The organism is Deltaproteobacteria bacterium (genome assembly GCA_005879535.1).
GTDB lineage: Bacteria > Myxococcota > Myxococcia > Myxococcales > 40CM-4-68-19 > 40CM-4-68-19.
In genome coordinates, this window is the sequence record VBKI01000087.1 from 28,988 (window position 1) to 42,906 (window position 13,919).

Genomic DNA, 13,919 nt, shown 5'->3' on the forward strand with positions numbered 1-13,919 from the left:
ACCGACTCCGGCTCAGCCCTTCGTCACCTTCTCGACCGCGAGCTCGAGCATCTCGCACATCGCCTGCCCGGTGCTGGCGTCGAGCTCGGACATCTCCCAGCGCACGGGCCACGCCTTCTGGAAGTTCCAGCGCCCGACCTCCGTCTTGCCGTCAGGTCCGAGCGCGACGATGGAGCCGTTGCGCCGCGCGATCTTCTTCGTCCCCGAGGAAGCGATCTCGTCGCGCCACTGGAAGAGCGCCGGATCGCAGACGTAACCCTTGGTGAGGAGGATGTTCGAGGCCTTGGTCGGTCCGATCAGCTTGCGGACGGTCTCGTTGTCGCCGCCTTCCTGGTACTCGAACACCTCGCTCTCGCTCTTCAGGCCACCACACTTGCGGAAGGAGGCGCTCTCGATCGAGTCGATCTCCACCCGGAAGAAGGAAATCGCCTGGTGGTCCTTGCGCGATGCCGCCATCTGAACTCCCCGGCGAGCGAATAGAGTTCCAGCGTCAATTAGTTTACCATTTTTATGGACGCCTGCCTAGATGGCATGCGTAAGTGCGCTACAGGCAAGTAGTTCCGCCTGCCTACCCGCCTGCGACTGCCTCGGCCGGCTCTTCCTTGTCCGCATCCGTCCGTTCGCGCGTCCACTGGTGGATGCGGACGACGATGAACTCGGCTGGCTTCACCGGCGAGATGCCGATCTCGCAGACGAGCTCGCCGACGTCGCGCGATTCCGGCGGGTTGGTCTCCTCGTCGCACTTGACGTAGTACGCCTCGTCCTGGGCTGCGCCGACCAAAGCGCCCTGCTTCCAGAGATCGGCGAGGAAGACGTCGACCGTGCGCACGATCTTCTTCCACAGCGTCGCCTCGTTGGGCTCGAACACTACCCATTGCGCGTACTTCTCCACGCTCTTGCGCACGAGGATGAACAGGCGCCGCACGTTGATCTGCACGAAGGAGGGATCGGAGCTCAGCGTGCGCGCGCCCCAGATGCGGATGCCGCGACCGATGAAGGGGACGAGCGTGTTGACCCGCTGGTCGAACGCGGCATCGCGCTCGCGCTTGCGCACCCTCTGCGCCACGTCGACGAGTCCCTCCAGCGGCTGGTTGGCCGGAGCCCGATGCACGCCTTCCACCTTGTCGTTGCGGGCGATCATCCCGGCGATGTGGCCCGAGGGCGGAAGGGGAGCGAGCACCTCTTCACCCTTCCGCACCTTGATGTACGGGAAGTAGAAGCTGGCGTGCGAAGAGTCGAAGTGGCGCCGCCACTCCAACGCTTCTTTCAGCCCGTGACCGGGCAACGGATCGAGCAGGCAGAAGCGGTCATGCAGCTTCTCGCAGTGATCGATCATTGCCCGCTGCACCGCGAGCACGTCCTCGGCCTCCATGAACGCCACCGAGCGGCGGTATTGGAACATCAGATCGGGCGCCACCAGAAGGTCGACGTCATCGATCCGCTCCAGCGCCTGCAGCCCGCGCGGTCTCGTCCCCTGCTGCCCGATGAAGTCGTCCGGTGCGGGGTCGAGTCCGCTCTCCGGCGCGACGTTGACGATGTAGGCGGTGCGACCGCCGTTGTCGAAGAAGCCGCGCACCGCATGGGTCATGTAGCTGTCGCCGGCGCCGAATACCTTTTCGTACTGCTCGAAGGAGCCCACCCGCGTCGGCTCATGGCGCGGACCTGTATCGGTGGCGCCGAGGAACGCGGTGACGCCGGTCTCCACCCGCTCCAGAGGGATGTAGCGGTCGCCGGCGGACTCGATGTGAACGCCGGGCGATTTGTAGAGGCTCATGTTTGACCCCGCTGTTCATCCCAAAAACGGTAGCCGCAAAGCGGCTAAAAGGACGTTTCTCCGCTGCCGCCGGAACCTTTGGATGCCTCGTTGATGCGCTTGTTGATCTCGGAGATCTCCTTGATCCACATGTGGCGCTCCTTGTGCTCCATCCCGAGGATGTCGTCCATGGCCCAGTGGAAGTGGTACGCGATGTAGGCTACCTCGCCGGAGAGCTTGTCCAACGGGTAGCTTACGATTCCCCCAGCGCCGTCGCTCCCGTCCCGATGTCGACCTGGAACTCCTGGCCGCAGCTCGGACACTTCGCGCCGACGTTCGCCGTCCCGCTCTCGTTGATCTGCCGGTAGAACTCCTGCAGGTAGGAGAGGTCGGCGGAGAAGAGGCCCTCCACGACGCCCGGATTGACCTCTCCTTCCTTGAGGTCGCCGAGCCTTACGATCACGCGGGAAAGCAGGATGATGACGAGATAGGCCCGGTTGTTCTTCACCCGGAAATCCTGAAGCGGGATGATCTCGTCCTTGGCCGTGGCCAGGCGCATCACGCCCTTGCGGTGCAGGTTGCCCTGCTCGTCGACGAATCCCTTGGGCAGCGTGAACTCGAACTCGGTCTTGAACGCCATCGCGGTGGAGCTCCCTCCGTGTCACATCCGCCCTGGCGATGGAAACGACCGCCAGGGCGGATCGAATGTACAGCCTACTGCGTAGCCGCCAAACCGCCCTTCGGCGGTTTTTTGGCGGCTAGCCGAACTTGCACTCCTCGAACACGATCTCGAGGCGCTCGGTCGCGTGCCCCGAGCTCTTCGAGTTCAGCGCCGGGCCATGCCACTTGGCGGGGAAGCAGTGGAAGAGGTTCAGCCGCTTCGCCTCGTCGCCCTTGTCGTTGTGGAAGATGACCGAGATGCTCTTGCGATTGGCCTTCCCGTCGATGACTTCCTTGCGCCAGTTGTAGAACTCCTTGGTCGAAGAGAAGTCCCGCTCGACGAGGATGCGGCCGGGCTTCAGAACTCCCGGGCGGCAATGCGTCCAGGAGTCCTCGCCGTCGTTGTATTCCACCACCTCGGCTTCGAACTCGATGCCTTCGATCTTGTGGATGCCGCCGATGGTGATGCCGTCGATCTCCATCCCGAACTTGTGGCTCAGGTGGAAGTCGCCGTTGGTCTTCGTCAGTCCCTTCAGGGTGTCGCGTGAAAACTTGACTGGCATGATCGTTTCTCCGGTTTCTCGAGAGGGTTGAAGGGGCTACGCGAAGTCGACTTTCTCGTACATGATCTCGAGCGTCTCGCTGACGTGCCCAGAGGTGCGCGAGTTCAGCCCGGAGAGCTTCCACTTCTTCGGCCAGCACTCGTGCAGGTTGACGCGCGTGGACTCGCCGCCGTCGTCGGTCATGTACACGATGCTGATGCTCTTGCGCTGGACGTTGCCCTCGTAGACCGTCTTGAACCAGTCGTAGAACTCGGTGCTCGACGACCAGTCGCGCTCCAGCACCAGCGTGCCCACCTTCTGGCGGCCGGGGCGGATGCGCTGGAAGTGATCGTCGGCATCCTGATAGGCGACCATCTCGTGCTCGTGGTCGAGGCCGTCCACCTTGTGGACGCCGCCGATGGTGACGCCCTCGATCTCGACCGAGAACCGGCTCTGCTGGTTGAAGTCGCCGGCGGTGTTCTTGGTGCTCCCTTTGAGGACCTCACGGCTGAACTTCACTGGCATTCAACTGCTCCTGTCATTGCCCCGCGCGGGGGCCGTGCACTGCGATCCGGCGGCGGTAGATTCCGCTCCCGGGCTTCCACTTCACACTTTCCGGGCCCCTCCCGGATCGCCGTCCCCCACCGCTTTTCGATCGCGTCCCGGGAGCGGCAATCGAGCCCGCCCCCGGGACGCTACCCCTCCGCTACTTCGACTGTCCTGCCATCTGGCCGATGCGGAAGATGACGAATTCCGCCGGCTTCACCGGAGCGATGCCGATCTCGCAGACCATCTGGCCCGCGTCGACGACCTCCGGCGGGTTGGTCTCGGAGTCGCACTTCACGTAGAACGCCTCTTCCGGCGTCTTGCCCATCAGCGCGCCCGAGTTGTAGATGCGCAGGAGGAACGCGGTGATGTTGCGCGTCACCCGCTTCCACAGCGTCTCGTCGTTCGGCTCGAACACCACCCACTGGGTCCCGATCTCGATCGACTGCTCGATCATCAGGAAGAGGCGGCGGACGTTGATGTAGCGCCACGACGGATCGCTGGAGACGGTGCGCGCTCCCCAGACGCGGATGCCGCGGTCGCCCATGTTCCGGATGCAGTTGATCCCGCGCGGGTTGAGGAAGTCCTGCTCAGGGCGCGAGATGGTGTACTTGAGACCGAGGGCGCCGCGGACGATTTCGTTCGCGGGAGCCTTGTGCACGCCGCGCTCGGAGTCGCTGCGGGCGTAGATGCCGGCCACGTGGCCCGATGGCGGAACGAAGATGTTCCCCTTCTCGGGGTCGTACACCTGGATCCAGGGGAAGTAATACGCCGCGTACTGCGAGTCGCGCGGCTTGGGCATCTTTGCGATGCCATCCTTGCCCAGCTCCTCCGCCGAGTCGAGGATCGCGAAGCGGTACTTGTTGTTCTCGCAGTGCGAGATCACTGCGTCCTGGATCGCCGCATCGCTCTGCCCCGGTGCGCAGACCAGCGAGATCTCCGGGATGTCGTTGAAGACGTTGAGTCCCGAGCGGCGGCCGGGGCCCTCGTCCTTGCCGATGTACAGCGCCGGGTTCACGCCGGCTGGAGCGGCAGGAGCCGCAGGAGCAGCAGCCGGAGCCGGCTTGCCCGACTCGGCAGCCTTCTTCGTCTCCGCTTCCTTCTTCTCCGCTTCCTTCGCTGCCTGCTCCGCGCTCACCGTCTTCGGAGAGACGTTGCAGACGAAGGCCTTGCTGCCGCCGTTGTTGAAGAACCCGTACACGGCGTGCGCGAGGTGGGTCGAGTGCGTGAAGTCGCCGAAGGTCCGGGTGTACTGCGCCCAGTTGGTGATCAGCACGGCCTCGTTGGTGGGGCCGACGGACGACTCGCCGATGAACGCGCAGGTCGAAGTCCCGACTGCTTCGATGGGCTTCGATCCGCGGTCGACCTCCTCGATGTAGACGCCTGGAGACAGATACGACGTTGCCATTGACTACTCCTTACGTTCGGTGGTTGGAGACCGCACAAGGGAGGCGGCCTCGCGTGGGAGATTGCGTTGGTTCCTCTTCTCGATGACCACAGGTCGAACGAACTTCCCCTCCATCCAGGGAGTCACTTCCGCGGCGGAGACACGATCTTCGGCGGCTTCGCCTCCACCCCCAGCTCCCTGGCGCTGATGCTTCCCGGGGGTGGTCTGAGCTGATCGAACACGTCGATGTGGCGCTCGCGGACGCGCTTGCTGCGTCCGAGCTCGCGGCCGGAGAACAGGCGCGCCTCGGTCCGGTAGCCGATGGCGACGCGCGCCGTCTGGCCCAGTCCGGTGAAGACGGCGGCCGCGGTGTCGAGCGTGAACTCGGTGTCGTGGTGCAGCGGCAGGCTGTCCTGCTTGAAGAAGGAATCGCCGGCGAGCTGCTCGCCGTGGAGCTTGGGATGATCGAGGAATGCCTTCATGCCGAGGGCGAGGATCTCGTGCTCGTCGGCGAGGTCGTCGGCGGCGGCGGTGATGAGGTAATGCAGCCCCATCTCCAGCGGGCGCGCGTAGCGGACGACGTGGGTCTCGCCCTTCTCGTCGGTGATCTCTTCCTCGAGGTGCCAGTTCTCGTTGGTGCGCACGTCGACGGAAGGGCGGATGTCGTAGAGGTACAGCACCAGGCAGGGAGCGTTCTTGCGGAGGAAGTCCGTGGTCGGCGCGGCGAGATATGCCTTCGCCTTGCTCCTCTGCGACGAAAGCTCGGCGCGAAGCACGCCGAGGAGGGTCTGGCCGACGTCGCGGATCACCTGATGCTTGGCCATGAAGACGTTCCACTACCCTGGGAGTTGATCTCCCGAAGTGAGTGCAGAGGTGAGGGGGACTCGCCCATTTTGGAAGAATTCCCGGACGAGTTCAAGACGGGCCGGCGCGATTTCCCGCGCCGCGACGCGTCTCTTTTAGAATTTCGGTAATGAATTCGCGTCGCAAGCTTCCCCCGGAAACGAAGCTATTCCTCGATGTCGGCGCTGTCGTCACCCTTGCCGGCTTCTTCCGCCACCTCTTTCGCTGCGTCCTTTGCCGAATCTTTCGCGCGCGCGGCGTCGGCGGCCTTGCGCAAAGCGTCCTCCTCGATTCCTTTCGCCTGCGCGTATTCCTTGCCGGGGTCGGTGCCGAGCGCCGCGACTTCGACCTTCTCCTTCGCGATGCCTTCCGCGGCTACCGCAATACCCGGCTTGGCTTGCGCGCTCTCCGTGGCGGACGCGACGGCCGCCGCGCCGCCAGCTGCGTTGGCGCCGGCCACGACGCCGGTGACGATCCCGGAAGCGATCTCCGGACCGGCGGACGGAACCGCCTGCTGCGTCTGACCCGCGGCGCCTGGAACGGACGGTGTTTCCGGAATCGTCGGCACGGCCGGCATGGTTCCCGCTGGCTGGCCTTGCGTCTCGGCCGCGGGCTTCTGCGCCTCGGCCGCAGGTTTCTGTACTTCGGCAGCGGACTTCTGCGCCTCGGCGGCGGGCTTCTGCGCTTCGGCGACGGGCTTCCGTGCTTCCGCGGCAGGCTTCTCCGCTTCCGCTGCAGGCTTCTGCGCTCCCGCCGCTGGCTTCTTCGCTTCCGCGGCAGGCTTCTGCTCTGCTTCGGCCGCGGGCTTCTCCTCCTTGGGCGGCTCCTTCTTTCCCGCCGCCTGTGCGGCGGTCTGCTGGCTCTGCTTCGCCGACGCGCTCGCGTTGCCCGCCGCGCTTGCCGTCGCTTGCTCCGAGGACTGCGCCGCTCCGGCGTTCTTCTGCGCGCCGGCGGTGTCGCCCTGGGCGGCGCTGTCCACGGCCTTCTGCGCCTTCTCCGCGGTCGCCGCCGCTTTCTTCGCTGCTTTCTCCAACTCCGCAATGGCGCCGAGCACCGCTTCCTTCACCTTCTCGTCACCCGGCACCTTGCAGGCGGACTTGGCACTGCCCTTCGCGTCGGCGCCGCTGTTCTTCGCAGACTCGGCGGCGCCCGTGGCGCTCTGCGCCGCGGCGGACGCCGCCTGGATCGCTTCCGCCGATCCCTTCCGCATCGGCATCCCGCGGAAGAGCGCCTTGTTCTGCTCGATGCGCTTCTTTGCTTCCGCGAGCGCGGCCTCCGCCCGCCGGAGCGCCTTGCCTGCCTCCTCCGTCGCCTTTTCCGCCTCGATTTCGATCTGTTTCTCGTGCTCCGCCAGGGTCTTCTTCGCCTCGTCGGAAGCCTTGGTCCCCTGGCCGTGCGCGCCGTCGAGCTGCGCAAAGGCTCCGTCGACGTGCTCGCGGATCTCCGGGATCCGCGCCACCAGGTCCTCGAGCGTACCGCGCTGCTTGCCCGCCTCGTCGTGCGCCGACGTTGCCTGCGCGTACGCTGCCGCGACTTGGTCGATGGCGCCGCGCGCCTGCGACATCAGCACGCCCGCGCTCTTGTCGATGGAGACGCCGCTCTTCTGGATGGTCTCCCCGAGGGGACCCTGCATCTTCTGCCCCAGCTCGTGGACCTTCGCGTACTGGTCCTTGAGCTGCGCGACGAACTTCTTCGTCTGCTCCTCGTATTTGCCCTGCTCTTCCTCGTGCCTGCGGGAGAGGGCGTCGTGCTGCGCCTCGGCGGCCTTGCTGTGCTCGTCGGCTTTGCGCACCGGGTTGTTCTGCACCTCGTCGGAGGCCGAGACGCTCTGGTCGGCGCTGGCGGAGGCGGCGTCGGCACCCTGCGAGAGGTGGCCGATCAGATCGGCGCCCGCCTTCTCCCGGGCGGCCTTGAAGTCTTCGCCGAGCTTCTTCAGCTCTGCTTTCACGTCTTCGACGGCCTGCTGCATGGCCGCCTTGAGCTGCTTGGTCGCCTCCGCTTCCGTGGCGCTTTCCGCCTCCTTCAAGTCCCAGGAAGCGACGGCGGTCTTCAGGGCCTTCTCCAGCACCTTCTCCGCCGCCTGCAGCACTTCCTCCTCGATCTTCTTCAGCAGCCGGTCGATCGCCTCGGAGATCCTCTCCTTCATTTCCGCAGCGATGTTCTCGAGCTGCTTCTTTGCTTCGTCCCACCCCTTCGCGAAGAGCTCCTCGGAGTCCTTCTGGGAAGCCTGCGCATCCTGCAGGCCGCCGCCCTTCACCTCCGAGAGCGCCTGCTTCGCGTGCTCCGCCAGCTCTCCGAGCTTCTGCTCGAGAGCAGCCAGCGTCTTGCCCAGCGTCGACTCGCCGTTGCCCATCAGGCCCTTGAGCTTCTCGACCAGCTGCTCGAGGCCGTCCTTCACCTGCTCGGGCAACATCTCGTAAGCGGCCTCGGCTTTCTCGACGCACTCCCCGGTGTCCTGCTTTGCCTGCTCGAAGAGCGCCTTGGCCGCCTCGCCTTCCGTCTTCGCGCCGTCCCAGTCGCGCTTGCCGGCGAGGTCCAGCGCCTGCTTGCACTTCGCGATCGCTTCCTTGCCCTCGTTCCATGCCTTCTCGCCGGTCTCGACGGCGTCCTTCGCGGCTTCGTAGAACTCCTTCAGCTGCTCGAACTGTTGCTTGTACGTGTCGTACTCGGCCTTCACCTGGTCGTAGATCTTCTTCGCCTTCTCGCAGGCTTCCTTCGCCTTGGCGGCGAGCTCTCCGACCCTGGCCTTCACCGCCTCGATGAACTTCCCCAGCGACGACTCCCCCTGCGGAAGCATCTTCTGGACGTTGTCGATGACGGTCTGCAGCGCCTGCTTGACGCTGTCGGGGACGTCTTTCTCGATCTCTTCGAGCTTGTCGATGCAGAGCTCGACCTCGCTCTTCGCCGTCTCGAATTCCTGCTGCGCGGGACCGACTTCCTTGCCGGCCTCGTCCCACTTCTTGTCCTTGAGCAGCGAGAGGCCGGTCTTGACGTGGTCGAAGCAGGATTTGCCGGCTTTGAACGCCTTGTCGCCGTGCTCGCCGATGTAGAGGCCGGCCTTGATCCACTTGCCGCCGTACTGATCGACGGCGTCCTCGATCTTCTTCTTGTACTCCTCGAACTTCTGCTTGTACTCGTCGACCGTGCTCTTCACCTGGTCGACGACGCCCTTGGCCTGATCGACCAGGTCCTTCAGCTTGTCGGTGACGTTCTGCTTGATCGTGTCGGCGGCGTTCTGCACCGCCTCCTTCGCCTTGGCGATGGCGTCCTGCGCCTGCCCGATGGCGTCCTTCGCCGCGTCGAGCACGTTCTGCGCGCCGGCGGCAATGGCGCTGCCGATGCTCTTTCCCGCCGCGTCGCCCGACGACTTCACGGACTCCATCACGTTGCCCAGGTCGCCGGCGAGACCGTCGATCAACGACTTCGCCGCCGCCGTCGCCGAGGCGGCGCACATCTCGATGGCATTCTTGCCCTTGAGGATGGCCGCCTGCGCCAGCGTCATGCCCGCCTTGCCGACACTGACGGCCGCTTCCGCGGAGGCGAGCAGGCTCGACTTCAATCCCTGCACCGCTGCGGAGAGCTGATCGCCCGCGGTATGCACCGCATCGAGCGCCGCGGCCTTCACCGCGTCGTAGGCGTCCTTCGCGTGCTGAATGACCTCGGTGGCGATGTCGGTGACCTGCGCCGCCGCTTCGTGCGCCTTGGCCAGCGCTTCCCGCGCCACCTCTTGCGTGGCGCTGGCCGCCTCCTGCGCCGCCTCGCCCACTTTCGCCGCCGCCTGCGAGACGTAGTCCTTGAGACCCGCGAGCCTGCTCTCGACGCTCTTCAGCGCGGTTTGCGCGACGTCGCCCGCGCCCTGCTTGACCTGATCGAGGGCGTCCTTGACGTCCTGCCAGACCTGCTTCGCGGCATCGAGCGCCTGCGAGGCGCGCTTGGCTGCTTCGCGCGCCGCCTTCAGCGCCCAGGCCGCGGCGTTCTGGATGTTCTGCGCGATCTGCTGCGCTTTCTGCGCCGCCTGCTGGACGGCCTGGGCGAACCTGGCGAGGTTCTTGACCGGCGATGAGCCCTTCTTGATGGTGTACCGCTTGCCGCGGAACTCCGTCGCATAGCCGGTGTCGACGAAGAAGAGGTGGTCGGTGGAGACGACGTAGTACTGGCCGTCGACGCGCTTGCCGGCCTTCTCCACCTCGACGACCGAGCCGGCGCGGATGGCAGGATCGCCGGTGACCCGCGCCTCCGCGTGAACGAAGGTGCCGGCGCGCCGGTTGTACTCGGCCTTCGCCACCGCCTCGAGCAGGCTCTTCTCGCCGGTGGCGACGGTCAGCACCTCTTCGATGTCGCCGTACATCTGCTTGACGAGCTGCGCGCCGGTGACGGTGCCGCCCTGCTTGCCGTACTCGTCGCCGCTCTTTCCGGCGTCGGTCATCTCCTTGGCCTGCTTGGGATCCCACCCGGAGGTGGTGATCTTCGAGACCTGGTCGAAGGTGTTCACCTCCTGCACGAGGCGGCCGATGTTCTCCCGCCACACCAGCTTCGCCGCGGGCGGATCGCCGAGCTTGGGCTTCTTGAAGAGCAGCTTCCGGTCGTCGACGTAGACACGGAAGCCGGCCAGCGCCGCCCGCTGCATGAGGAAGTCGTAGTCCGAGAGGTTGTTCTGGATGACGAAGTCGTGGACCACCACGCTGTCGTCCACGTCGGCGGACAGGCCGTAACGCTGCGCGATCTGCGTGGCGAGATCGCTGTCCTTCACGTTCTTGTAGGTCTTGGTGACGGTGCCTCGATCGAAGGCGTGTCCCTTGTCGATCCCGGCGACCACGAGGCGGCTCGGGCCGTCGGGCGTGACCACCATCTCCAGATTCGAGACCTCGCCCTTGCACACGCTCTTGAGCTGGCCGAGATAGCCGAGCTTGATCTCGACGGCGGTGCCTGGCTTGAACTTTTGCTGCTTCGTCCACTTGCGGCCGACGTCCGAGAGATGGACCCAGAACCGGCTCGACTTGTCCATGTCGTCGGTGACGCGGATGCCGAGGACCGACCCCTTCAGCTCCGGATCCGCTGCCTGGCCGTCGATGACGAGCTGGAAATCCGGGACGAAGCGCTTGTCGTCGGCCAAGGGCGGAAGCTCCGCGCGCGCTCGTCAACCGGGCAGACGAGGGACTGCCGTAGTTTCCAGCAAGCGAGCCCAGGTAGTCAAGAGGAGCAGTTTTCCATCCAGGGTTCGCCGAGGTAGGATGACGCCCGCATGGCCGAGGACTTCAAGAGCGCCCTTCCGGACGCCCCCAGGCTTCCTGAGCGGGCGGCGATCTACATCGCGCCGGATGGCAACGTGACGTTCGGGGCGCTGTTCGAGGGACTCGTGCCGGTCGCACAGGCGATCGCGGCGAATTCACTCACTATAAAGGAAGGGAACCGCCGCCCCTGCCTTGCTCCGAGCGCATCGCCCGACGCCGACGCGGACCGGGAACGCTAGATGCTCCGCGCGCTGCTCGCGGCAGTGCGCCGGTTTTTCTCGCGCCGCCGCGCGCGCCGCCTCCTCGCGCAGCAACTGCCGCGTGGCGTCTCCGAGGCGCGGCTGGCGCTGCCGGCGCCCGCGCGCGAGCCGCCGCCGGGCGAGTACTGGACGCTGCCGCTCGTCGGACATCGCCCATCGCGCCTGCTGCGCCTCTCCGCCCTGCCGCCGCCGCCGGCGCATCTGGACGTAGTGCAGCCCCGGAAGCTGCGCCTCGACGACGATCTGCGGCTGCCGCCGGAAATCGATCCGCCAGCCGTCCCGAGTGCACCGGAGCGGCCGCTGCCCGTCCGCCCGCGGACGCCGCTTGCGCGCGCTCCGTTGCACCGGCTCAAGCCGCGCAATTTCCGCCTCGACCTGCAAGCGACCGCCCACGGTGGGATCGTTCCGGAGACCGGGGATCCGAGCTATCGCTGGATCTCGCCGGAATTCCGCCGCCGCTATCTCGAGCTGCCGTGGATGGCGCGGGATCGCATCCGCTTCCTCGGGCCCATGCACGCCGAGTGGTTCCTGATGTGGTGGGACCAGACTATGGTGGAAAGCCTCGGGCCAGGCGAGCCGGAGCCCTGGGAACGGCCCGAGGAGGTGGACTGGGCGATGGACGTCTGCAAGGAGCAGATGCTCATCCGCCGCGACGTGGTGAAGGACGAGGAAGCGCCAGCCGCGCAGCAGCTGGCAGCCGAAGAGATGGAGCACCCGCTCGTCGCCTGGGATCCGGTGCCGCTGCCGGAGCTCGTGCCGCAAAAGGAATGGGCCGAGATCGCCGATCCGCAGGCACTCGCGCCGGCGCCGCCTCTGCAGCGGAGATCGCGCGAGGCCTATCTGCAGTGGCGCACGCTGATGGATGCCTTGGACGAGGCGTGAGGGGTAGTCTCAGCGGCGCTGCTGCGGCTGGTATGTCCCCGCCTCGGAGCGGAAGGCGATCGCCAAGCGGTTCCAGCCGTTGATCGCCACGGCGATCAACGCCAGCTCGACCAGCTCCTTCTCGCTGAACTGGCGCTTCGCGCGCTCGTACACGTCGTCGGAAACGTGGCCGTCCGTAATCTGCGTCAGCGCTTCCGTCCACTCGAGCGCCGCCCGCTCGCGGTCCGAGTAATAGGGCGCCTCGCGCCAGGCATCCAGGCCATACAGCCGTTGCTCGGTCTCACCTTCCGCCCGGGCGTCCTTGGAGTGCATGTCCAGGCAGTATGCACAGCCGTTGATCTGCGATGCGCGCATCTTCAGGAGATGGACGAGCTTCGGCTCGATGCCGCTCTCGTGGATGAACTTCTCCAGGCCGAGCATGGAGCGATACGCAGCGGGTGAGACTGCACCGATGTCGAGACGTGGCTTCATGGGGTTCCTCTCGCGGCTGAATGCAGAGGAGATTCCTGCCCGACGGCATCGATTCGCGACTCACTGCAGCTTTCCCTCGCGCTCCAGCCGCCAGATGTCTTCCTGGCTGACCGTCTGCTGATTCAGGATCGTCATCGCGCGGCGGATCTTCTGCACCATGGCCGGATCCTGGATGGGGATGCTGTTCTCGCGCGTCGGTGCCGGCGGCGGCCGGAGCAGCGTCAGCTCCCCCCGGGCCTGCGTGCCGTCGGCGACGCCCTGAACGGCGAAGGTGACCGCGTACACCGCCGCATTGGAGCCGAAGTCGTATTCCAGCGACTCGTCCACGAAAGCGGCTGGGCGGATCTCAGTGTGCCGCAGAAGCCGGGTGTGATCGAGGGCGACGGTAGTGGGCGGGGAGGGAGCGCTGCCGTCGGTCGCCGGAAGGAAGAACGTCGAGAGAGTCATGCCCGTGATCTGCACGGGAACATCCTCCGCGTGCCAGAGGTGGAACTTCTGCCGCACGACGCCGTCAGGACCGATCTCGGGGAAGCGCGGAACAGGGACGGCGAAGAGCGTCGCCACTCCGCGCAGGCGCGTGGCAAAGGCGATGTTGCGGATGTGGAGCGGGAATCTCCCTTCGACAGTCTCGCCGGAACCAGTGGCCGCCTTCACCTTCACGAGGAGATCGCTGAACGCGGTCCGCTGCGGCAATGCGGAGTAGTCGTGGATCGCGACCGGTCCGGGCGTCACGTCCGCCTCGCCGTCGCCGAACGACCACTCGTACCAGGCCGGCGAAAACGGTGCGCCCTCCAGCGTCTGCACGGTCGCGGTGAATTCGCGCTCGCTGACGGAGTTGGGCAGCATCCGCATGGTAACGACCAAGATCCGCGCCGGCCGGCAGCTCTTCACCCTGTAGCGCGGCAGCTCGATGCGGCTGGCGACGTTGTCCTTGCTGAATGCGACGGCGTACTGGGCGGGCGCGCTCCCGTCGCGGCCCAGGTAGGCCCGGACGGGCACCTGCGACCCCGCTTCGCCGGCGACGGTGTAGTGCAGGAAAGAGTCGTTGCCGTCGGTGGTGTGCGCGCGGACCGTCGCCAGGTTTTCTTCGCCTTCGCAGACTTCGTCCTTCTCGAGGCGCACCAGGTCGAACACCGGCGGCGCCACGGCAAGAGTGGCGGCAGGGGCTGTTGGTGGCGCCGGCCGACGGGCGGACTGCGGCGGTTCCGGCGGTTGCGCCGGTGTCAGCGCGGCGATGGCTACGCCCTGCACGGATTCTTCGCGGCGCCGCGACAGGAGCAGCAGTGCCACGAGCGCGATCGCGGCTGCAAAGGCGAGCAGCGCCTTGTGCTTCCTCCGCATCCC

The 13,919-nt window shown here is 66.1% G+C and carries 13 protein-coding genes; 2 read left to right on the forward strand and 11 right to left on the reverse strand.

All coding sequences use genetic code 11. The features are described 5' to 3' along the window. Window positions 1-12: 12 nt before the first annotated feature. The 9 genes from E6J58_20480 to E6J58_20520 all read right to left on the reverse strand — a co-directional run bounded on the left by E6J58_20480 (window position 13) and on the right by E6J58_20520 (window position 10,844). The gene (locus E6J58_20480; GenBank protein ID TMB33532.1) at window positions 13-456 is read right to left on the reverse strand and encodes a phage tail protein; all 444 of its coding nucleotides are present in this window, start codon (window positions 454-456) and stop codon (window positions 13-15) included. Between the two features lie 112 nt (window positions 457-568). Continuing rightward, entirely contained in the window at window positions 569-1,774 is a 1,206-nt protein-coding gene (locus E6J58_20485; GenBank protein ID TMB33533.1) for a phage tail sheath family protein, read from the reverse strand. A 44-nt stretch (window positions 1,775-1,818) separates the two neighbouring features. Then, window positions 1,819-2,013 (reverse strand): hypothetical protein, encoded by a 195-nt coding sequence (locus tag E6J58_20490; GenBank protein ID TMB33555.1) that lies wholly within the window; start codon window positions 2,011-2,013, stop codon window positions 1,819-1,821. Continuing rightward, a complete protein-coding gene (locus E6J58_20495; protein TMB33534.1) occupies window positions 2,007-2,393 on the reverse strand; it encodes a phage tail assembly protein in 387 nt (128 codons plus the stop codon). Before E6J58_20495 ends, E6J58_20490 begins: the two co-directional genes overlap by 7 nt. A 118-nt stretch (window positions 2,394-2,511) precedes the next feature. Continuing rightward, window positions 2,512-2,976 (reverse strand): hypothetical protein, encoded by a 465-nt coding sequence (locus E6J58_20500; protein TMB33535.1) that lies wholly within the window; start codon window positions 2,974-2,976, stop codon window positions 2,512-2,514. Window positions 2,977-3,012: 36 nt separating this feature from the next. Further along, complete coding sequence (locus tag E6J58_20505; protein TMB33536.1) at window positions 3,013-3,480, reverse strand: phage tail protein; 468 nt, start codon at window positions 3,478-3,480, stop codon at window positions 3,013-3,015. A gap of 181 nt (window positions 3,481-3,661) precedes the next feature. Continuing rightward, window positions 3,662-4,909, reverse strand: a complete 1,248-nt coding sequence (locus E6J58_20510) for a phage tail sheath family protein (GenBank protein TMB33537.1) — start codon at window positions 4,907-4,909, stop codon at window positions 3,662-3,664. Window positions 4,910-5,031: 122 nt separating this feature from the next. After that, on the reverse strand, window positions 5,032-5,712 hold the full coding sequence (locus E6J58_20515) for a DUF4255 domain-containing protein (protein TMB33538.1): 681 nt from the start codon (window positions 5,710-5,712) through the stop codon (window positions 5,032-5,034). Window positions 5,713-5,897: 185 nt separating this feature from the next. Beyond that, window positions 5,898-10,844, reverse strand: coding sequence for a hypothetical protein (locus tag E6J58_20520; GenBank protein TMB33539.1), 4,947 nt, complete (start codon window positions 10,842-10,844; stop codon window positions 5,898-5,900). A 129-nt stretch (window positions 10,845-10,973) separates the two neighbouring features. Here E6J58_20520 and E6J58_20525 point away from each other — a divergent pair, with 129 nt between their 5' ends. Together E6J58_20525 and E6J58_20530 are read left to right on the forward strand one after the other, a co-directional pair. Continuing rightward, window positions 10,974-11,201: a hypothetical protein gene (locus E6J58_20525; GenBank protein TMB33540.1), complete on the forward strand. Its 228-nt coding sequence runs from the start codon at window positions 10,974-10,976 to the stop codon at window positions 11,199-11,201. Next, on the forward strand, window positions 11,202-12,104 hold the full coding sequence (locus tag E6J58_20530; GenBank protein ID TMB33541.1) for a hypothetical protein: 903 nt from the start codon (window positions 11,202-11,204) through the stop codon (window positions 12,102-12,104). Window positions 12,105-12,113: 9 nt separating this feature from the next. On the opposite strand, the gene E6J58_20535 is transcribed toward E6J58_20530, so the two are convergent. After that, window positions 12,114-12,575, reverse strand: coding sequence for a carboxymuconolactone decarboxylase family protein (locus tag E6J58_20535; protein ID TMB33542.1), 462 nt, complete (start codon window positions 12,573-12,575; stop codon window positions 12,114-12,116). Window positions 12,576-12,635: 60 nt separating this feature from the next. Next, a complete protein-coding gene (locus E6J58_20540; GenBank protein ID TMB33543.1) occupies window positions 12,636-13,916 on the reverse strand; it encodes a hypothetical protein in 1,281 nt (426 codons plus the stop codon). Window positions 13,917-13,919: the final 3 nt, after the last annotated feature.